General features: G+C 54.3%; 18 protein-coding genes, 2 tRNA genes and 1 other RNA gene. 11 read left to right on the top strand and 10 right to left on the bottom strand.

What is annotated here, in order from left to right; all coding sequences use genetic code 11:
- Positions 1-20: 20 nt before the first annotated feature.
- A complete protein-coding gene (locus M3668_RS00565) occupies positions 21-788 on the bottom strand; it encodes a YaaA family protein (RefSeq protein WP_251378895.1) in 768 nt (255 codons plus the stop codon).
- A gap of 31 nt (positions 789-819) precedes the next feature.
- Here M3668_RS00565 and rnpB point away from each other — a divergent pair.
- An RNA gene (gene rnpB, locus M3668_RS00560) (RNase P RNA component class A) lies at positions 820-1,174 on the top strand.
- Between the two features lie 49 nt (positions 1,175-1,223).
- On the opposite strand, the gene def is transcribed toward rnpB, so the two are convergent.
- From def to orn, 3 genes are all read right to left on the bottom strand, one after another.
- On the bottom strand, positions 1,224-1,796 hold the full coding sequence (gene def / locus M3668_RS00555) for a peptide deformylase (protein WP_251378894.1): 573 nt from the start codon (positions 1,794-1,796) through the stop codon (positions 1,224-1,226).
- Positions 1,797-1,877: 81 nt separating this feature from the next.
- Positions 1,878-1,950: transfer RNA gene (locus M3668_RS00550), tRNA-His, on the bottom strand.
- Positions 1,951-2,115: 165 nt separating this feature from the next.
- The gene (gene orn, locus M3668_RS00545) at positions 2,116-2,742 is read right to left on the bottom strand and encodes an oligoribonuclease (protein ID WP_251378893.1); all 627 of its coding nucleotides are present in this window, start codon (positions 2,740-2,742) and stop codon (positions 2,116-2,118) included.
- Positions 2,743-2,892: 150 nt separating this feature from the next.
- Between orn and mptB the strand changes: the two genes are divergently transcribed.
- The 3 genes from mptB to M3668_RS00530 all read left to right on the top strand — a co-directional run bounded on the left by mptB (position 2,893) and on the right by M3668_RS00530 (position 5,672).
- Positions 2,893-4,467 (top strand): polyprenol phosphomannose-dependent alpha 1,6 mannosyltransferase MptB, encoded by a 1,575-nt coding sequence (gene mptB, locus M3668_RS00540; RefSeq protein ID WP_251378892.1) that lies wholly within the window; start codon positions 2,893-2,895, stop codon positions 4,465-4,467.
- A 77-nt stretch (positions 4,468-4,544) separates the two neighbouring features.
- Positions 4,545-4,617 (top strand) — tRNA-Arg (locus tag M3668_RS00535).
- A 119-nt stretch (positions 4,618-4,736) separates the two neighbouring features.
- Positions 4,737-5,672, top strand: a complete 936-nt coding sequence (locus M3668_RS00530) for a serine hydrolase (protein WP_251378891.1) — start codon at positions 4,737-4,739, stop codon at positions 5,670-5,672.
- A 38-nt stretch (positions 5,673-5,710) separates the two neighbouring features.
- On the opposite strand, the gene M3668_RS00525 is transcribed toward M3668_RS00530, so the two are convergent.
- The gene (locus M3668_RS00525) at positions 5,711-6,265 is read right to left on the bottom strand and encodes a DNA-3-methyladenine glycosylase I (RefSeq protein ID WP_251378890.1); all 555 of its coding nucleotides are present in this window, start codon (positions 6,263-6,265) and stop codon (positions 5,711-5,713) included.
- A gap of 252 nt (positions 6,266-6,517) precedes the next feature.
- Here M3668_RS00525 and M3668_RS00520 point away from each other — a divergent pair, with 252 nt between their 5' ends.
- The 3 genes from M3668_RS00520 (at position 6,518) to ettA (ending at position 9,324) form a co-directional block, all read left to right on the top strand.
- Positions 6,518-7,120 carry a single-stranded DNA-binding protein gene (locus tag M3668_RS00520; protein WP_251378889.1) on the top strand — a complete coding sequence of 201 codons (603 nt, stop codon included), beginning with the start codon at positions 6,518-6,520 and terminating at the stop codon, positions 7,118-7,120.
- 248 nt (positions 7,121-7,368) lie between these two features.
- Positions 7,369-7,596, top strand: a complete 228-nt coding sequence (locus tag M3668_RS00515; protein ID WP_251378888.1) for a hypothetical protein — start codon at positions 7,369-7,371, stop codon at positions 7,594-7,596.
- A 48-nt stretch (positions 7,597-7,644) separates the two neighbouring features.
- On the top strand, positions 7,645-9,324 hold the full coding sequence (gene ettA / locus M3668_RS00510; protein ID WP_251378887.1) for an energy-dependent translational throttle protein EttA: 1,680 nt from the start codon (positions 7,645-7,647) through the stop codon (positions 9,322-9,324).
- 73 nt (positions 9,325-9,397) lie between these two features.
- Here ettA and M3668_RS00505 read toward each other — a convergent pair whose 3' ends face one another.
- Positions 9,398-10,327, bottom strand: coding sequence for an acyl-CoA thioesterase (locus tag M3668_RS00505; protein WP_251378886.1), 930 nt, complete (start codon positions 10,325-10,327; stop codon positions 9,398-9,400).
- Positions 10,328-10,404: 77 nt separating this feature from the next.
- On the opposite strand from M3668_RS00505, the gene M3668_RS00500 reads away from it, so the two are divergent.
- Positions 10,405-11,109, top strand: coding sequence for a DUF8185 domain-containing protein (locus M3668_RS00500; RefSeq protein WP_251378885.1), 705 nt, complete (start codon positions 10,405-10,407; stop codon positions 11,107-11,109).
- Between the two features lie 17 nt (positions 11,110-11,126).
- Here M3668_RS00500 and M3668_RS00495 read toward each other — a convergent pair whose 3' ends face one another.
- Positions 11,127-11,582 (bottom strand): globin, encoded by a 456-nt coding sequence (locus M3668_RS00495; RefSeq protein ID WP_251378884.1) that lies wholly within the window; start codon positions 11,580-11,582, stop codon positions 11,127-11,129.
- An 80-nt stretch (positions 11,583-11,662) separates the two neighbouring features.
- The gene (gene pepN, locus M3668_RS00490; RefSeq protein ID WP_251378883.1) at positions 11,663-14,200 is read right to left on the bottom strand and encodes an aminopeptidase N; all 2,538 of its coding nucleotides are present in this window, start codon (positions 14,198-14,200) and stop codon (positions 11,663-11,665) included.
- Positions 14,201-14,410: 210 nt separating this feature from the next.
- On the opposite strand from pepN, the gene M3668_RS00485 reads away from it, so the two are divergent.
- Positions 14,411-14,899 carry a ribose-5-phosphate isomerase gene (locus M3668_RS00485; protein WP_251378882.1) on the top strand — a complete coding sequence of 163 codons (489 nt, stop codon included), beginning with the start codon at positions 14,411-14,413 and terminating at the stop codon, positions 14,897-14,899.
- 20 nt (positions 14,900-14,919) lie between these two features.
- A complete protein-coding gene (locus M3668_RS00480; protein WP_251378881.1) occupies positions 14,920-15,801 on the top strand; it encodes an Fpg/Nei family DNA glycosylase in 882 nt (293 codons plus the stop codon).
- A 29-nt stretch (positions 15,802-15,830) separates the two neighbouring features.
- On the opposite strand, the gene M3668_RS00475 is transcribed toward M3668_RS00480, so the two are convergent.
- On the bottom strand, positions 15,831-16,481 hold the full coding sequence (locus M3668_RS00475) for a hypothetical protein (RefSeq protein ID WP_251378880.1): 651 nt from the start codon (positions 16,479-16,481) through the stop codon (positions 15,831-15,833).
- Positions 16,482-16,561: 80 nt separating this feature from the next.
- Complete coding sequence (locus M3668_RS00470; protein WP_251378879.1) at positions 16,562-18,328, bottom strand: FAD/NAD(P)-binding protein; 1,767 nt, start codon at positions 18,326-18,328, stop codon at positions 16,562-16,564.
- 143 nt (positions 18,329-18,471) lie between these two features.
- Here M3668_RS00470 and M3668_RS00465 point away from each other — a divergent pair, with 143 nt between their 5' ends.
- The gene (locus M3668_RS00465) at positions 18,472-20,100 is read left to right on the top strand and encodes a TIGR04028 family ABC transporter substrate-binding protein (RefSeq protein WP_251378878.1); all 1,629 of its coding nucleotides are present in this window, start codon (positions 18,472-18,474) and stop codon (positions 20,098-20,100) included.
- The last annotated feature ends 3 nt before the right edge of the window (positions 20,101-20,103 follow it).

Genomic DNA, 20,103 nt, shown 5'->3' with positions numbered 1-20,103 from the left:
AGAACCTCAAGCCCGGCGTCCTACTCTTTCACCACCAGGGTGAGGGTGCCGGGCCTTTTATCTGTTGCGGCGCTCAGCTCCACGGTGAACTTGGGGGAGAGCCGGGGTAGTAGCTGTTCAATATCGTTGATGTTCGTAAGGCCTTCATCGATCAGGTATCGGGCCAGCAAACCCCTGTAGTGCTTCGCCATATGTGAGACCACCTTGCGGCTGCCGTCGGGCAGCATCTTCTCAACTCTTACCGCATAGGTGAGCTGAGGTTGAGGTGCCCAGGCCTTAGCGTAAGCAGCTGACCGGCAATCAATAATCAACTGACCGGCGAAGGCATCAGATAGAACCGACGTCAGCTCACCGGCCCAAAATTTAGCCAGATTCCCACAGTTACCTAGTTTCACTCCCATTGAGAGACGGTAAGCCGGGATGCGGTCCTTTAAGCTCACCGCACCCCAGAGCGCGGAAATCACCAGAAGGGACCGAACAGCGCTTTCTTGAGCTGCAGTACCTAAACTTGCAAAATCAAGCGCTTCAAACAAAACCCCGGTGTACACCTGAGCCGCAGGTGCAGCTGGCTCAGCTAAGAGGCGAGTATTTCTTTCAACCTCAGCCAGTAAGGACTTACCGACCTTGAGCTGTTCAGCGGCGCCTTCTTCTGCACTAACCCGAGCTAGCTCCTCCACCACGCGCTCGCGGGCTTCGGTGAGCTGCGCGAACGATAAATCACCTATCTCAACGGGGCTAGTACCTGTGGCGGGAGTCTTACCTTCGGAGGGCGGTAGAAGAATGAGCATAGTTTTTAGTGTAGTAAAGTTGAGAGGTGGACGGGGTGCCTGGGCAATCGCGAGACCTAAGGTTTCGAGGAAAGTCCGGGCTCCACAGCACAGGGTGGTCGATAACGTCGACTCAGGGTAACCTGCAGGCCAGTGCCACAGAAAATAGACCGCCGCACCTCTGGTGCGGTCAGGGTGAAACGGTGAGGTAAGAGCTCACCAGCACCCCGGGCGACCGGGGTGGCTCGGTAAACCCCACTCGGAGCAAGGTCAAACAGGGCATGCTAGTAGCCAGTGCGGCGAAGTGCCCGGGTAGGCTGCTTGAACCCACGAGCAATGGTGGGTCTAGATGGATGATTGCCGCTCGGCAACGAGTACAGAACCCGGCTTATAGGGCACCCCGTCCCTACAATACTTAAGACGCCCGCTCAGTTGAGCGGGCGTCTTTTTGAATTCTTAGTGACCGAAGGGGTCCGGGTCTACACCCGGCACCCAGCTGTTGCCGTCAACAGTCCACCCCTCAGCTTTCACCACTTTTTTATACTTCTTGGTGTAGCGGGGGTTAAGGCGGTTGACATAGAGTTTTCCATCGAGGTGATCTGTTTCGTGTTGCATGACGCGGGCAAACCAGCCTGTAGCATCAAATTTCAGGGGGTTGCCATCAGCGTCTTGGCCGCTCACTGTAACCCATTCAGCGCGCTTGAGCGGGAAGGAATAACCGGGGAAGGAGAGGCATCCTTCAACTTCTTCTTCGGGATCAGGCTCTGAGGTTGAGATTTTGCCCAGGGTGAGCAGGGGATTGACAACAACACCCAATGGGGGCACTCCGTCTTCGTTGTCAAACTTATAGGTAAAGAGCCGCAAACCGACTCCCACCTGGGGAGCTGCAAGGCCCACCCCGTTGGAAAGCTCCTGCGTCTCATACATATTAGCAATCAGCTGCTTTAGGTCATCATCAAAGGACGTAACGGGTGCAGCCGGGCGGTGAAGCACGGGGTTACCGTGCACAACGATGGGTAGAACTGTCATAACTCAACCTTACCGTGTGGGTTTAGAAGGGCACATAAAAAGAGAGCCGCTACGTTTACCGTAGCGGCCCTCTTTATTCTGGGTGATCGACGGGGGTTGAACCCGCGACCTCCTGGACCACAACCAGGCGCTCTGCCGACTGAGCTACGACCACCATGTTTACTAAAACGCTAGCTAAATTTCTTTTGCTTTTGTTTTGGCAACAGGTAATAGCTTACACAGATTTTTACCAGCTGTAAAACTGAGTCTGTGATTCGCGGGGTGACCATCCTCACCTGAATTCTAGGTGAGTTATCACGGTGAGCTGCTTTCATGGGAGCTAAACAGAGTTAACTTCTTGGCGGGTTTCACTCACCTGGCGAGCTACCTGCTGGCAGGTGGCGCTATCCGGACCAGGTGCGGGTACAAAGATGGTTCCGCGGTAGTAGCGGAGCTCATCGATCGAATCACGGATATCACCTAGAGCCCGGTGATTGCCGGTCTTGGCAGGGGCGTTGTAGGTTGCCTTTTCAAACCAGCGGCGAGATAGTTCTTTAATCGTTGACACATCAATCACCCGGTAGTGCAGATAATCAATGAGTTGTGGCATATCCCGCACTAGGAAGGTCTTGTCGGTACCGATAGAGTTGCCGCCCAGCACAGCCTTTCGGGGTTCTGGAACCCATTTTTTAACGTAGTCCAGGACCAGCTGCTCTGCGTCAGCCATGCTAATGCCGCCGTCCAACTCATTGATAAGACCAGAATCCGTGTGCATGTTGCGCACAAAATCATCCATCTGCTCAAGAGAGCCTGGGGCCGGTTTGATGACTACATCGACGCCTTCACCCAGAATATTGAGGTCACCATCGGTAACAAGGGCTGCCACTTCAATCAGAGCATCATTCTCTAAGGACAGACCGGTCATTTCACAGTCGACCCAAACAATTCGTTCATTACTAATAGACACACCACCAATGTACTAGCCCTAGCTGATACTTGTCTGGTCTTAGAGGTAAAAACCATAATTTATTGAGAGCGGGGGATGAGCATCGGTGCCGATGAGAGCAACGGGCGGGTAAAATCGTGGATGTTTTAACAGCGCAACTCACGGAGAACGATGAGCCCCAGAAATATGGAGGCAACTACCGCCAGCAAACCGGTGCACCGCTATAACAGCAAAACTGCGCACTATGTAACAGGTAGCCCCCTAAGAACGCTGATTTTCGGCACCATTGGGTCCCTGCTAGTGATGTTTGCTTCATTCGGTGTGGGATGGCTAGCAGATGCTTCCCCCTTCCGCCGTGTTGAGTGGATTGTTCCGTTGCGCTACACCACCCCTGGTCTGATTACCTGCATTGCTTTATTGGTGATTGGTGCCATGATGCTCTGCCGTGAATGGTTGCGTATGGTGCAAAAACTCATGGTCTGGGATGAACGGGCTAAGAGATGGGTTTGGGCTGCCACCATATGTTGGATCACCCCCCAACTGTTCGCCTTCCCGCTTTATAGCCGCGATGTCTTCTCCTACTTTGCTCAGGGGCGTCTCATGCAAGCCGGCCTCAATCCCTACGAATACGGGGTCTCCGCAGTCAACAATTTCTTCCAGTACGGGGCAGATCCCATGTGGGCGGAATCTGCACCACCATATGGGCCTGTTTTCTTGTGGATCGAAAAGATAGTGGCAGGTATGGCGGGGGAGTCTGTTGATACTGCCCTCTACCTCTTTAGAGGTGTAGCAATACTGGGCGTCATCCTGATTGCCATTTATGTGCCGAAGTTGGCTAAACTCCACGGAATCAATGGGACGCGCGCTAACTGGCTGGTGGTCGCAAACCCCCTATTTATTGCAGCGTTCATTACCTCTAGCCATAATGATGCCCTGATGACGGGCTTTATCCTCGCCGGTGTCTACCACGCAGCTTCCCGGAGGGACGCAGTGGGCGGCATTCTAGGTGCAACCCTGGTCACTCTGGCGGTAGCTGTAAAGCCCATAGCCCTGGTAGCCCTGCCCTTCATCGGGCTGTTTTGGGCTGGACGAGGGGCCAGCTGGCCCCGTCGCTTTGTCTTTTGGGCGCTGACCTTGGCAGTTTCGGTGGCCGAGCTAGCTCTCTTGGGCTGGGCCTCTGGTCTGGGCTTTGGGTGGATTTCTGCTCTTTCAACGACAGGTGGCCAGTACATCTGGTACACCCTTATCGGGTTTTTGGGCCTACAGATCAACCAGATTATTGTTTCGATGACCGGGAATAATGATCTAGCCAACAGCATCAGAGATGCTTTCTTCAGCCTGGGCAAACTGATTGGTATGGGTCTTGCCGTACTCACTATGTTCATCGGAAAGGACGAGAACCTGGTGAAGCGAACCGGTCTCGCCATCGGCTTCGTGGTGCTCTTCTCACCCATGATTCAATCCTGGTATCTACTCTGGTTTATACCGCTCTTAGTGGTAGCCGGCATTAGAACAGACTGGCAGCTCGATTTCTACTTCTTAACCACACTCTTCTTTATGATTTACGCGGTCTCAGATCAGCTGGCGGTATCACCCTACCTTGAAGATTTTGATCAGAATATCGGTCGCCTAATCGCAGCGGTTATCAGCGTTGCCTACGCATCGTGGCTGGTCTTCCTAGACCCTGCTACGCGCCGAGTGTTGCGCCGTGCCCAGCGTTCATCGATTTATGAGGTCTCAATTTAGCCTGAGCCTCCGGGGGCGTGGAACTCTACCGCTGATATGACTTTGAGGTGCACCCACGCTAGAATAAAACACGTTCAGCCTCAGTAGCTCAGTGGATAGAGCAGGAGCCTTCTAATCTCTTGGTCGGGGGTTCGACTCCCTCCTGGGGCACTTCACCTATCCCTCACCTCATCAAAGAGGTGGGGGATATTTGTTTAATCAACTATTTATTGTGAAACTATCCTCTCATTTAGAGCAGTAGATACTGCACTTGAGAATAGACTTGACCTATGTCCCAGCGAACTTTCTTTCCCTCTAGCGATGCTAATCTACACCCCACTGCGCGCTCGCGGAGAAGCACGCTCAAAGCGACTGCTGCTCTTCTAGCTTTAGGGCCTGTGCTGGTAGGTTGCGGAGGCGATGGGGACCGAAAACAAATCACAGCTTCCGGGCAGGAACACCTTAATGATCGAAAAGACGTGGATATCAATGAGGCTCTGTCCAGTCTTGAAACTGAGCATTCAGCAACGATTAGCTTGGCCGTCTACAATCATGAAGAAGATAAAACCTTCCTCCACCATGCTAATGAGTGGTCTTATGAAGCCTCAATTGTCAAAGTTCCCATAGCTCTAACTCTTCTGCGCCGTGCAGTCTTTGAACAGCGCACTCTAACGGAGGAAGAAAAAGCGCTCATCGAGGCTGCTATCAGTTTTTCAGATAACTCCTCCACCACAGAAATATTTAGACGGATTGGCACTACGGGGCCCGGCACCGATTCAGAGGCAAGCTCTCAATCCCTTAACAAAACCTACGAATTATTGGGTGCTACGAAGACTCGCAGCGAGGGCACCTGGGGTAATAACCAGACCTGGGCAGAGGACTACGTCAAGATTATGCGGTTTATCGTTGAAGATATCCACTGGATCAGTAAGACCGATGCTGAATACCTCTTAGAAACGATGAATCCGAATGATTGGTCGCAACTCTGGGGCGTGGGTTCTCAAAAAAACCAGACTGTTTTTGGAAAGCAAGTTCAGCAGGTCTCTGTTAAAAACGGGTGGATTCAGGACGAGGCGGGTACCTGGTACGTCAACTCTATAGGCGTGGTGCAGACAGAAGATAATACTTTTTCTATAGCCCTGCTCTCTCATGGCTTTAGTGATGTAAACATCGGCTACGAAGTTGCCAGTACAGCTGTGCAAGCCTACTTCGATCATGCTGGCTAATGGTCATTGCCCGGCTCATCCATTCCAGCCGTATACGGCTAGGCACCTAGCCTAATGAACCCCGTTGCTTGGGCTAGAGCGCAGCACACAACCGGACCGGCACGCTGCACGCCAGCGTCCTTGAGATCGTCAGCAATCCTATCTGTCGTCTCTAAAGTCCTGGGTAGCTCACTGACCGAGTCAAAGATGGCGGGTGAGTCAAAAGCCTGTTCGAATAAGTCGGGAAGATTAATGTTGTGATGAAGCAAAGTCTGTGCGTTGGTGATACAGCTCCGAATTTTAGCTTCATTCCTAATCATGGATGTATCGGATAGCATCTGAGAAATATCGTGCTCGGTAAGAGAAGCAACAGCCTCTAGAGAAAACCCTTTGAAGTGTCTGCTGATAGCTTCTCGCTTACCTAGGACTACGCTCCACCACAGCCCATTTTGAAAGACCAAAAGGCAAAGGTGCTCAAACATAGCCTGCTGCGTGCGCGGCACGTTCTGCCATTCTTCAAGGAAATACGTTCGGCTGGGATCATCTCGTACCCAGGAAGGTTCCTTGCGCTTTATACCCGCCACAACCTCAGCTTCGATATTTTTATAGACCATGATCGCTCCTCCATAACGGTGTAGAAACAACCTAGGTGGCTCATGCGCCGCTGGTCAACGGCTGTGGACAGAACCCGACACAAACTTTGGTGAGCGCGTCTCACAGTCACCACATTGTTTCAGAAGTCCCAGAAACCTCAGCTCCCCAAGTCAGTAAGTTTATCCACAGCGCCCAGGCTCCTTTCAAGACCTCTTCCTGGAGTGTCAGGCTAAAGCTACCCAACCTTTACCCCAGTAGCTCAAGGAGGAGCCATGACAGATACCGTGACCGTGAGAGGCTACATTGCCACCGCCCCCACCCAAAAATACCTACCGAAGACAAATATCCCTCTAGCTAATTTCCGATTAGCATCAACTCCATGCTGGTTTGATAATTCAACAGGGCAGTGGCGTGAATCAGATACAAACTGGTACACCGTCAATTGTTTTCGAGCACTGGCTCATAATAGTGCCCGCAGTCTTCACGTGGGTCAGCCCGTGTTAGTAACTGGACGCCTGAAAGTTAAGCAGTTTGAACGCAGTGACGGGTCGCAAGGCACCAGTATTGAAATCGATGCCTCAAGCATCGGCCATGACCTCAACTTTGGAATCGCCCGCTTTGAGCGGGTCTCAGATCGCCGCCCGGAAGCTGGCGATGGTGATAGAAGTTTGGAACAGCAAGTAGAGGGTGAACGCCAACGCGTTCAGACTCAAGTGCCTACCTCCCAGGTGAGTGCCGGGGATACACGCCCAGAGGTCCCCCCTGCGGTTAAACCTTCTCAGCCCATCAGCGACCGTGTGCAACAGCTACCCCCAAATTTTGGGCTGACTGACGCTAAAGAGACCGATGATGCCGCTCTTTCGGTTACTACCTGACGCTGGAATCTGGAAGAAAGCGGGCCTCACCTCTCAGGGAGGGGAAAGCCGGGGCCTGCAAATCCACCGGCCAGATACTGACCCAATGCCGTTTGTTCATATGCGAGCCCGGTGTGATGTTGGAATGTGCCAGCGGTAGCACGCGTGATTCTTCAGGGGTTATGCTACCTGGTTTTAAAATAGCCATCCGCTCGACCGTAACAAGCTATGGGTTATGGGCTACTCAGGTGGTGCAGAAATAATCGGCTTTGAACTCAACGCAGACCGCCAAACAAGGTGAAGGGCTGGCGGTGGCAGCGTCCTGGTCGGTGGAGGTAACTCAAACGGTATGCAAACTTACCCCCACTCAAGCCTTCCAGCACAACTCCCGCAGAAATACGATAGTCGTTTGGTCTGAATCAACAGGCACCACCAGCCTGAACAGTAACGGCGGGCTCTACTGGCACTGGAGGAATATTGAGGCACACCAAGAGTAGCTCCGGTGAAAACTGCGTAATTTGACCGCACACGGTAGGCTTAAACCCATGGCTGAATTTATTTACACCATGACCAAAGCCCGCAAAACTGTGGGCGATAAGGTCATTCTTAACGACGTATCAATGTCGTTCTTCCCCGGTGCAAAGATCGGTATGGTCGGCCCTAACGGCGCCGGTAAATCCACCATCTTGAAAATTATGGCGGGAATCGACACTCCCTCCAACGGCGAAGCACGACTCTCTGACGGTTACACCGTGGGCATCCTCATGCAGGAGCCCCCGCTCAACGAAGAAAAGACCGTCCTGGGCAACGTCCAGGAAGGCGTAGGCGAAATCTACGAAAAGATTGTTCGCTACAACGAAATCTCAGAAGAGATGGCTAACCCAGACGCTGACTTCGATGCGCTCATGGAAGAAATGGGTAAGCTTCAGGAAGCTATTGACGCTGCTAACGCCTGGGATATCGATTCCCAGCTAGAGCAGGCAATGGATGCCCTGCGTTGTCCTCCCGGCGACTCACCCGTGAGCCACCTTTCCGGTGGTGAGCGCCGCCGTGTGGCACTCTGCAAGCTGCTGCTGCAGAAGCCTGACCTGCTTTTACTCGATGAGCCTACTAACCACCTGGATGCTGAGTCCGTGCTCTGGCTAGAGCAGCACCTGAAGTCCTATGAAGGTGCCGTCATCGCGATTACCCACGACCGCTACTTCCTAGACCACGTTGCCGAGTGGATCGCTGAAATTGACCGCGGTAACCTCTACCCCTACGAAGGCAACTACTCCACCTACCTGGAGAAGAAGCGCGCTCGCCTTGCCGTTCAGGGTAAGAAGGACGCCAAACTCGCTAAGCGTCTTGAAGACGAACTTGAGTGGGTACGCTCCAACACCAAGGGCCGCCAGGCTAAGTCAAAGGCTCGTCTGGCACGCTACGAAGAAATGGCAGCTGAAGCTGAGAAGACCCGCAAGCTGGACTTCGAAGAAATTCAGATTCCGCCCGGACCTCGCCTGGGTAACGTTGTTATCGAAGCCGAAAATCTGCAAAAGGGCTTCGACGGCCGCTCCCTGATTAACGGCCTGTCCTTCTCTCTGCCCCGCAACGGCATTGTGGGTGTCATTGGCCCCAACGGTGTGGGTAAATCAACCCTCTTTAAGACCATTGTTGGTCTTGAACCTCTGGACGGCGGCAAGCTCAAGGTAGGCGAAACCGTCAAAATCTCTTACGTTGACCAGAACCGCGCCAACATTGACCCTGAAAAGTCGTTGTGGGAGGTCGTCTCTGAAGGTCTGGATTACATCCAGGTTGGCCAGGTAGAAATGCCTTCGCGTGCCTACGTCTCAGCTTTTGGTTTCAAGGGCCCGGACCAGCAGAAGAAGGCCGGTGTGCTCTCCGGTGGTGAGCGTAACCGCCTGAACCTTGCACTGACCCTCAAGCAGGGTGGCAACCTTCTGCTCCTCGACGAACCCACCAACGACCTGGACGTCGAAACTCTGACCTCCCTGGAAAATGCGCTACTGGAATTCCCCGGCTGTGCTGTCGTGGTCTCCCACGATCGTTGGTTCCTCGACAGAGTAGCTACCCACATCCTGGCCTGGGAAGGCACCGAGGGTCAGCCCGATAACTGGTACTGGTTCGAGGGTAACTTCGAGTCCTACGAGAAGAACAAGGTAGAGCGTCTGGGCCCCGATGCCGCTAAGCCGCACCGCGTTGTTCACCGTAAGCTCACGCGCTAAATGTGACCCTAAAGTAACCCGCCCTTTCCTAACTCATGGAGGGGCGGGTTCTTAGTTTAAGCAGTTCTACAATTCATGATGAACTATTTGATGAGCGGTATTCGGGCAACCTCAGCATGGCCTCCTGAGCTACCGTTGCCACGTGCTTGCCTGAGGCCGTGAAGATTTTACCGATAGACAAGCCGCGGGCGTGCTGGGCGCTGGGGGATTCCTGCACAAGGAGGAGCCACCGGTCGGCGCGAGCCGGGCGGTGGAACCACATGGCATGGTCCAGCGAGGCCACCTTCATGCCGGGCTCAAGCCAGCTTTTCCCGTGGTTGCGCAACACCGGCTCTAACTGGGTGTAGTCGGAGGCATAAGCAAGTGCTGCCTGATGAAGGGTGGGATCATCGGGGAGAGGCTCGAAGGTTTTGAACCACACCATGTTGGTGGGGGTGGGGGAAGTAGCTGGGGATGTGTAAAGCGGGGTGGCTATATGGCGCACATCAAAGGGGCGCGTATAAGCCACTTTTTGTGCCATCGGCAGATCGATATGGCCCAGCAAATCTGCGGCGGTAGGCAGTAATTCTGGGTCAGGCACATTCATAGGGAAATCTGAGCTGTGCTCAGGCCCTCTCGCCTCAGACTGGAAAGAGGTAATAGCCGAGAAAATGGGTGCCCCATTTTGGTAGGCCTGCACACGGCGGGTAGCGAAGGAACGAGCTTCGTTGAGGCTCTCGACGCCGTAAGAGAGCGGATCGTCCACATTACCGGGGCGTAAAAAGTAACCGTGCAGTGAGTGAATCTGCTTGTTCTCCACCGTGTGTGCTGCGCTCACGATGGCTTGTGCCAGTACCTGACCGCCAAAGATACGAGGAGTTTCGCGGGTTAGCGTCACGGCACTAAATACCTGTTCGTGTGCACGGGCTATACCTGGAACGGGGGAGAGCATCTGCACCAGTTTCTGGGTGGGCGATAACTGATCGAGGCGGTAGGTTTCTGCACTGTTCTTTTCTTCACTCATAGAAACTACTTTCTCATATCTCGTATAGGGTTGTGTGGGTAACTTCTACGCTAGCTGACGATAAGAGAGAAATATCAATGAATGATCAAACCGCCTTGGGGCTTGAGCCCACGACTGCAGATTCAGCCTATTTTCAGCTCCCCGATGCCAAGACTGCCAGGGATCTAGCTACTTTTATCACGCGAGCTAAGTCGGTTGATCCGCAGGCCGTTGTGCGTTTGCAGGGCAAGGGGGGCGTCTTAGGCGTTTATGTCTGCACGTTAGCACCAGCTGACCTTTTTGATAATGAAACACCCACGGTGCTAGGGCTTCGAGCGATCAGCTTGGGGAAGAGGTCTGACCTTGATGTCACCGCTCCGGCAGCAGCCCTCTTAGACAGGCTCGCCCGGATTGAAGAAACAGGTTTTAAACTGATGGTGCCGCCGGTGACTGCCACGGCGCCGTGGGCAGGCATAGCGCCCCCCACCGGTGGCTGGCAAAGGGCGGGCTTCTACCTGTCGGACGATGCCCGGTCAGCTGCACGTGCGGGCATTGAGGCGGTTGATAAGGCTCTTCCCGAAAACCCCGGTCACGCCGTGGTCACCACGGTGAGGTCCCGTATCTGGGCGTCCTCACTTGAAGCCCCGGATGCCAGTGTGCCCCTGCCTATTGGGGTGGCCTTCGCCCTTGAAGTTCTTGGCTTTTTACCACCGCGTGCCACCGAGCCCTTGCTCGTCTTCACGAACGGTGACTGGGCACGTGTCTCGGGTAAAGCTGGGCATGTGCTGGTGCGCACCAAATAACGTTTGACCGGGTACTTTTATTGAGCGCGGTTCTGCATAGCGTGCGCTGAACGTTCAAAGTAGTCCCACATCTCTGCGTCGTGCAGGGGTGAGAGGTTCAGCGTGTCCAGGGCGGTGCGCATATAGCGGAGCCAGGTGTCCCGCTCCTTGGGGCCAACATAAAAAGGAGCGTGTCGCATGCGCAGGCGGGGGTGCCCACGTTCTGCCTGGTAGTCCTTAGGCCCACCCCAGTACTGTTCCAAGAACATGAAGAGACGACGTTCTGCCGGAGCTAAATCTTCTTCCGGGTACATGGCTTTGAACTCGGGGTCAGCTGCCACTTGAGAATAAAACTCGCGGCAAAGCTTCTCAAAGACAGGTCTGCCACCTACCTGGTAGTAAAAGGAATTTTGGTTGGTTTCAGGAACAGGGTGTTGGGCGGCAGGTTGATTGTTGGTGCCCAGGCTAAGAGCGGGGTTGGGTAGGTTGTTCATAGTTCCAGTCTACCGACAGACCAAAAACCAGGGGCAGGGCTTCAGCAACGAAACCCTGCCCCCTTCCTCAGACACGCTGTTTAGATATCAGCTGACTGTACCTTGAGCGCTCGAGCGAGTGCGTCGCGGCACTCAGAGATTTGACGGTGCAAAGACGCCGCGTCCTCGGGGAGCTGGGCGAGGTAGGCTTCAGCCCGTGCCAGGAGTTGTTGGGTATAGACCTTGGGGAAGAGACCCGTGACAATCTGGGTTGAAACCTCGTGGGAGCGCTCGCGCCACACCCCTTCAACAGCTGCAAAATACTTCTCAACGTAGTCCTCAGCTAGGTCACGTGAACCGCGATAAAAGCCCGAGATGGCAGAGCGCTGCACAATATTAGACAGTTCACCGGTTTCAACTACTGCCCGCCAGGTCTCAGCTTTGGCTTCGGCAGTTGGTATCGCTGCCTGTGCAGCTGCGGCAGCCTGCTGGCCGTTTGACGTGTTGTCCTCGGCAAGGGCGGCGTCAATATCAGTTGCAGTGCGGCGTCCTCCAGCTGCCAGTGAACCTAAGAGAACCCAGCTGAGGTCAGTATCAATCTCTAGCCCCTCAAGAGTTTTATCGCCGGTCAACAGAGCCTCAATAGCATCGAGCTGCAAATCGGTGTGGGCTAGGCGGGCAAAGCTGGTCACAAACTGGAACTGATGGTCAGAACCTGCCTCTGCCGCTTGAGCAATCTGCCACATGCGGTTAGCCGCCAGTGCGCGGATCTCCTCTGCGTGGGAGGGCGCCAAGAAAGCCTTGAGTGCATGTTCGAGGTTGAGCAACTGCACGCGAACAGCGGTGGAGTTGGTCTCTTCAGCAATATTATTGAGCACCAGATTAACGAACTGGCGGGCAGGCATTTCTGCGTCCCGCACCGTATCCCACAGTGAGCCCCACACCACCCCACGAGCCAGCGGTGAATCAATAGCGCCAAGGTGCTGCACAGCGGTTTCCCGTGAACGATCATCTAAACGAATCTTGGCGTAGGCCAAATCCTCATCATTAACCAAAATCAAATCAGGACGCTGCAGCCCGGCAGCCTGCGCAACTTCGGTGGTCTTTCCATCAACATCTAGCTCGATGCGGTCAGTGCGTACCAGCGCATCGTTTTCGAGACGGTAAAAGCCAACCACCAGACGGTGGGGGCGGAGGGTCTCGTAGCCCTTAGCGTAGCTCTGATGGATCACGAGCTTTTCGATGGTTCCGTCGCTGGCCTCTGCTACCTCGGTGGTCAGGGTATTAACCCCAGCCGTCTCAAGCCAGAGGGAGCTCCATGCTTGAACATCACGACCAGAGGCAGCCTCAAGTTCAACCAGAAGATCATCGAGAACGGTGTTACCCCAGCTGTGCTTCTCAAAGTAGACCTTGAGCCCAGCCATGAAGTTATCTTGACCTACCCAGGCAACCAGCTGGCGTAGCACAGAGGCCCCCTTGGCGTAAGTGATTCCATCGAAATTGACCTGGACATCCTGCAGGTCACGGATGGGGGCAACAATGGGGTGAGTGGATGAGAGCTGATCCTGGTTATAGGCCCAGGTTTTCTCTGAGGCAGAGAAGGTAGCCCACGCTTCAGATGCGAAACGGGTGTTCTCTGCTGCTGCCAGGGTAGACATGAACTCAGCGAAAGATTCATTGAGCCACAGGTCATTCCACCACTTCATGGTGACAAGGTCACCAAACCACATATGGGCCAGTTCATGGAGCACGGTTATGGCGCGGCGCTCCACTACCGCTTCAGTCACCTTTGAACGGAAAATGTAGTTCTCCAAGAAAGTGACAGCACCAGCGTTTTCCATGGCACCAGCGTTGAATTCAGGCACAAAGAGCTGGTCGTACTTCTCAAAGGGGTAGGGGGTAGAGAACTGATCTTCAAAGAACTCGAAGCCCTGGCGGGTGAGCTCAAAGATATCTTCGTGGTCCAGGTACTCCATGAGTGACTTGCGGGCATAGCAACCCAGCTTAATCTCGCGGCCCTCACTATTGGTCAAAGATGAGTGCACCGAATCGTAGGGTCCCGCGATAATGGCGGTGATGTAGGAGGACATGCGAGGGGTGGGTTTAAAGTTCCAGGTCTTGGTTTCCCCAGCGTCTATCACGTTCATCTCAGGCTGGTTAGAGACAACTACCCAGTGGGCCGGGGCAGTGACCACAAATTCAAATTCAGCCTTAAGATCAGGCTGCTCAAAAACGGGGTACACACGGCGGGAATCGGGCACCTCAAACTGCGAGTAGAGGTAGACCTCACCGTCCACGGGGTCAACAAATCGGTGTAAGCCCTCACCGGTGTTGGTGTAGAGCATATCTGCTTCAATGACTAGGACGTTTTTTTCGGAGAGATTGGGTAAACCAATACGCACGCCATCAGCTAGGTCTAACGGTAGCTGCTCGCCGTTGAGTTCGATGGTGTGCACCGCGTCCGTAATGGCGTCGATGAACGTTTCGCCCCCGGCCACGGCATCAAAATTGATTTGGGTTTTACACCCAAAAACCCTCTCGCCGCGGGTGAGGTCCAGCTCAATCCGGTAGGAATCGACACGGGTGATGACCGTTGCGCGTTCTTGCGCTTCGATGCGGGTGAGGTTCATTCCTGGCATGGAAATCCTTTAGATGTGAATAGTTCAACAAAATAATGACGCTGATGAAGCAGCGCGACTACGCAGCAAATAGGCAGGTGATTTAGAATCAAGGGAGATGCCATCTGCTCTGCATTAACCATCATTTTAGGTGCTGGTCTGTGAATTACATAACTTCACGCCAGTGCAGGCAGGTCGCTTGTTAGCCAAACCATCTGAACGGAGAACACCATGCGCGTTCACATTGCAACAGACCATGCTGGTCTTGAATTGAGCCACTTCCTCATCAAGGAACTATCAGCTGCTGGCTACGACATGATTGATCACGGTCCCGAAGAATACGATGCTCTGGACGACTACCCCAGTTTTTGCATCAATGCAGCTCTGGCGGTCAAGGCAGACCGCGACGCTGGTCGGAACTCTCTAGGTATCGTACTGGGAGGCTCGGGCAATGGTGAGCAGATGGCTGCTAACAAGGTGCAGGGAATCAGGGCTGCGCTGGCATGGAACCATGACACCGCTGCACTGGCCCGTGAACATAATAATGCTCAGGTGGTTGCTGTGGGCGGCCGTCAGCACACCAAGGAAGAGGCTCTTGAGATTATCAAGACCTTCCTCACTACCGAATGGACCAACGAAGAACGTCATGCTCGCCGCATTAACCAGATGTTGGAGTTTGAGGCAACTGGCGACATTGCCGGTAAAATCATCAACCGCTAGAGCTCGAGGGGAATCCAAATATGCCTGAGGGGCACTCTATCCATCGTTTGGCCCGCCAATTCAATGATGTTTTTGCGGGGCAGAGCGTCGCGGTGAGCAGCCCTCAGGGCAGGTTTGCTGAGGGTGCCCAGTTACTAGATGGGCACCGTATCACACATGCCTTTGCCCACGGGAAGCACCTTTTTGTGGGCTTTGACAACGAGCTTTACCTCAACGTTCACCTGGGGATCTACGGCGCTTTTAGCTTCGGCGGCGATGAGTTCTTTACAGGGGCCTCCTCGATTGGGGCACCACGCAAAATTGGTGAGAAAGAAATCCACCAGGCCGATGAGTTTAGCGCACAACCACCTGAACCTCGACCAACTACCCGTGCCAGGTTTGTCAGCGACCACGGGTGGGCTGATGTGGTGGGGCCAACGGTCTGCCGGACGCTCACTCATAATGAGGTGCGCCAGGTACGGAGCAAACTGGGACCTGACCCTCTTAACCAAGACGCTGACCCGCACCTCTTTTATGCTGCAGCTGCCAAAACCTCCCGCCCCATCGGCGTGGTGCTCATGGACCAGAAAGCTATTTCAGGGGTAGGCAATATCTTCAGAGCTGAGTCCCTTTATCGATGTAAGGTTGATCCTTTTAAACCGGGTAAGGAATGTTCAACTGATGAGCTTGAAGCCCTCTGGCTTGATAACCGGCACCTTCTTGAGATTGGTGTGCGAGTGGGCAGAATCATCACCACTGAAGCGAAGGACCGCCCTGGTGTCAGTGAAGAGGCCGCCTGGCCTGAGCACGCTAACTACGTCTACCAGCGCCAGGGTCAAGCTTGCCCTCGCTGCGGTGCGACTATTCGACGGCAAGAAATCGCGGCCCGCAAACTCTACTGGTGCCCCGGCTGCCAAGTCTAAAGGAGCAGGTCTACAGCCATAACGCTGGCTTATCGCCCGTTCGCATCACTGAGGTTGAAGCCGCGCATGCCATCGTGACACTGCACACTCATCGCCCCGGTACTGGTGCAGGTCATACCCATCCAGCTCAAAGACTGCCCCTCGGGCAGAACGTTTTCAGTGTTGAACCAGGGGTGGGTAGCTGCTCGCCCCTGAGCCTGGATAGAGCGCGGGGCTTCATCCCCGGGTTTCATGGAAACACTGAGTAAGACCCAGTTCAGTGAATCATCAGTCATGCAGAAGACCCCGTAGGGTTGCATAAGGCAGGCAACCTGAGGGTCAGTTGTTTGAAAGACAAGTGCTGGCTGATCGGCTTCAGCGTAAATGTAAGTGTCCGTTGAAACAGGGTCGCCCGTGACGAGCTCGGTGGTGGCGATACTGGCAGGGTCAATGGTGTAGCCATCTTGGGTAGGGGCGGTAGGGTCCGCCGTAGGTGAGGGAGTCTTAATGCTTGTCTGCTCACCGTGTTCTGCTTCGGAGGTCTCTGCGACCGTGGGAGTGGGGGTAGCTGTGGTGTTACGGGTCTGGCTGGGAGATGAGGTGGCTGATTCTGTTACCTCGCTCTGAGGAGCCTGGGAGCAGCCAAAGAGCAGTAGGGAAATAAGTGCTAGGAAAGGTAGACGTTGCTTCAGGTGCGGCATGGGAAACCTTTGCTGGATGGTATGCCTAATGAGCAACAGTCTATCCTTTTCCTTAACTCTGTAGAGTTCGAGGTTTACCCCTAACCCTGCTCTTGCTCACCAATAATCTTGAGGATGCTTTGGGCTGCCTTATCAGTTTCTTGCAGAAAGAGAGGATCCGTGCCAGGCATGGGGGAAATCGTTGTATCCGGATGCTGGCCGCCGGTAGGTATTCCGATGAGCAGGATGCGCGGATCAAGCTCACCAGCAGGGTTAACCAGTAAACGTGTGGCGGGGTCTGTTTCAGGGGAGCCTGTACCAGCAAAAGCGCGCATTCTGGGCGAAAGTGAAGCGAGCAAAGGGTCATCGGTGCGCAGTGCATTAGGCGTGTGCATCCAAGCATCAACCAGTACATCCCCGCTGACTGGAATCTGCTCTGTCGTGGGAGAAGTAACCACCCAGTGATCAGATTGAACAGTAATCTGGGGCCTGGCTCCGAGGAAGGTGATGAGGCCAGCGTCCACCAGAGCTAGTAGCTGACGGCTGCGGAACGCCGGCGGCCCAGAACCCACCATTTGCCCCATCTTCATGAAGCGGGAAACTTCGGCTTGATCGGAGTAGCGTCCACCTGCACCCAGCATGGAAACACGTTTTCTCACTGACGAAATAACCCAGAGGGCGTTTTTGAGGGGACTGGACGCAGCCTGTTCGGCTTGACGAATATCGTTGGCCAGTGAGTCAGCAATAAAGGCAGTCAGTTGATCAGGGTTTCCGGTAAAACCTGCCAGGGGGTTGAACCAGTAATCGATATCAAATTCTGGATCTTGTGCCAGGGCGTCGTGAAGAATTGAAGGGTACACCTCCTCCAAAAAGCAGATGGTATCTGCACCTTCCAGTTGCTCAAAAACAGCATCAAATGCGGGAGTTGAGGCCACCGGGGGCAAACCGGCGTACTCTGATTTGGGTAAGAAGGGGTAACCTCTGCCAGAAGTGACCAGCAGGGCAGGTTCCAGACCTGAAGGCAGGAAGCGCAGGCCGCCGCGAGCTGTTGAATCTGCGATAAACTGCCCGCCTCGGTCGATGCTGCTGAGAGCTAGAACATCAAAAAAGCCCATTCCCATCCCACGCACCAGAACCTTCTTTCCGCTCGAAGCTGGGGGAAGGGCGGAGAGGTCCTGTTCCAGAGGGTTAGCAGGTTTGACCCAGGGGAGGGAAGCCGCGGCAAAGACGGTTTCTTCAGCCGTGGCTGAGGGGGTTACCCATCCCAGGGCTAGAACGGTGGCATCGGAGAGAATAACGGACCCGTCGGCCAGCTCTACTCTGTCCCGCCCCTGGACTTCGGTCAGTGAAACCGCTCGTGTTCGGTGTTTGATGACCTCTACATTTGAGGGCAACCTGTCAAGAGCGATTTCAAAACACCATTGAAGGTAGGCTCCGTAGAGAGCCCGTGAAGGGTTTGATTCAGGCCGGGTGATGGCCAGCTCATCCTCAAAGCTAGCGAGCAAATCAGGAAGGTCAGAGCTAAAAGCCACAGCTTGAGCATGAGCTGGGTAGGAATCGTAGAGAGGATAGGCGGGGGAGTCCCCATCTTCCCTCAGTTCTTGAATCCACTCGTACATCGTCGGGCCAGGTTGGACTGGTCCGCTGATGCTGGCACCTGGCTCGGTGAAGAGGGTAACGGCACCAGCTAGGGTGTTCATGCACAGAGTGCGGGTTTGGTCCGTTTTCCAGACGGCTCCAGCACCAAGTTGGGCAGAATCGACGCAGTGCAGCACAACCTTTGAAGTGACTCCCGCCGCTCCCAGTCGTTCAATAACCGAGATGCCACGGGGCCCCATTCCCACAATTGTTACGTTTACTACGTCCACATTGATTCCTTTGAATTCTGATGACTAACGTTAATTTTTCATGACGAAACGGTGACCGCTCACCCAACCTATCACCGCGATACCACACTCGTTAGAGGGGCGTAATAGTTCGCAACTCTGGCCAATATTGAAGGAAATCACCCGTGGCTTTTACCCGGCGACAATTTGTAACCCTTGTATCAGCAGGTGGCATTTTAGGGGCTGCCGGCTGCGCAGCTGACGGTTCTGAACCTGTTTCTGACACCTCCTTAACCTACCTCGAATCTGCCTTTTTCACCTCCCTCTACCCGCCGTCGGTTGGCTTCTACCCTAATGGTGGGGTCATGAATAATATCGCGGACCGGCTGCTCTATCAGCACCCTGAAACCAAGCAACTACACCCCTGGATTGCTGAAGAACTACCCGAAATCAACCAGGACGGCACCGAATTCACGTTCAGGCTGCGCCGGGGAGTGACCCACTCTGATGGAAGCAGACTCGATGCCCGCAACGTTGCTCGTAACTTTGACCTGTTTGGCCTGGGGGATAAGAACCGAAAACTCACAGTTTCTGAACAAATTACGGGTTACCTCCGCAGTGAAGTGCTCGATGACTATACCGTCAAGTTCTACTTTGAAAAACCTGCCCTAGGTTTTCCGCAAGCAACTAGCTCTATGAACGCAGGGCTACTGTCTGACGCTACTTTGGAGCTAGATAACACTGGGTTCGGGCCGGGAAATGCTACGGAGATTATTGCATCTGGCCCCTTTGTCATCACGGGTGAAAAGCTTGGTACCGAACTGGTTCTAGAAGCACGGGGCGATTACGCCTGGGCACCGCCTATCCTTGAGCATCAAGGCAGAGCTAATCTAGACCGGATCACCATTGCCCTTGCGAGTGAAGACTCGGTGCGGGTTGGTGCCCTTATAGCTAACCAGGCCGATATTGCCCGGCAGATTGAGGCGCCTGTCGAAGACCACCTGCTTGACCAGGGGCTGAAAATCGTGGCGGCAGCAACCAACGGCGTCAATAACTCCTGGGACCTGCGGTTTCAGCACCCGCTACTTTCTGACATTCGGGTGCGCCGTGCCATCGGCTATGGAATTGACCGCCAGCACATACTCACCACCCTCTTCTCGCCCCGCTACAAGCTGGCGACTGGCCCGCTGGCGTCCACCGCGCTGGGCTATGTGGATCACAGCGAGGCCTACCGTTATGACCCTACCGAGGCCCAGCGGCTACTGGATGACGCCGGGTGGGTACCTGGAGAGGACGGCATCCGCACCAAGGGCGGCAACAGACTGTCTCTCACCGTCAATTGGAGCCCCGTCCAGCCCCGCAATAGGGAGCAATCAACGGTCATTCAAGAACAGTTGCGGCGGATAGGCATAGAAATCAACATCTTCCCCGGTGACAGGTCAGCCCAAAGTGCAGCGACTCTGGATCACAACATCATCCAGATCAACTCATCCATGGTAGGACGCGCGGATTACGACGTCATCAAAAGCCAGTACTGCTCAGAAAACCGGGACACCCTGCTCAACCTCAACCCAGATACGCAGACCATCGGGGATCAAGAACTTGAAGACCTCACTTTTGCCGTAGCCCAGGCTGCCAGCGACGAAGAAAGAGCCGCCAACTCAGCCAAGATACAGCAGCTGCTCATCGATAAGGCGTACAGCATCCCTATCTTCGAAGAACCCCAGGTTTTCGGTCTTCAACCCGCGGTCAAAGATTTCATGACTGACCCCATCGGCCGCCCCTCTTTTTACAGCGTAAGAATTGAAAGCTAAAAA

Source organism: Rothia sp. P100 (genome assembly GCF_023712425.1).
GTDB lineage: Bacteria > Actinomycetota > Actinomycetes > Actinomycetales > Micrococcaceae > Rothia > Rothia endophytica.
Note: the sequence above shows the minus strand (reverse complement) of the source record. Positions and strands in the feature narration are given on the sequence as shown.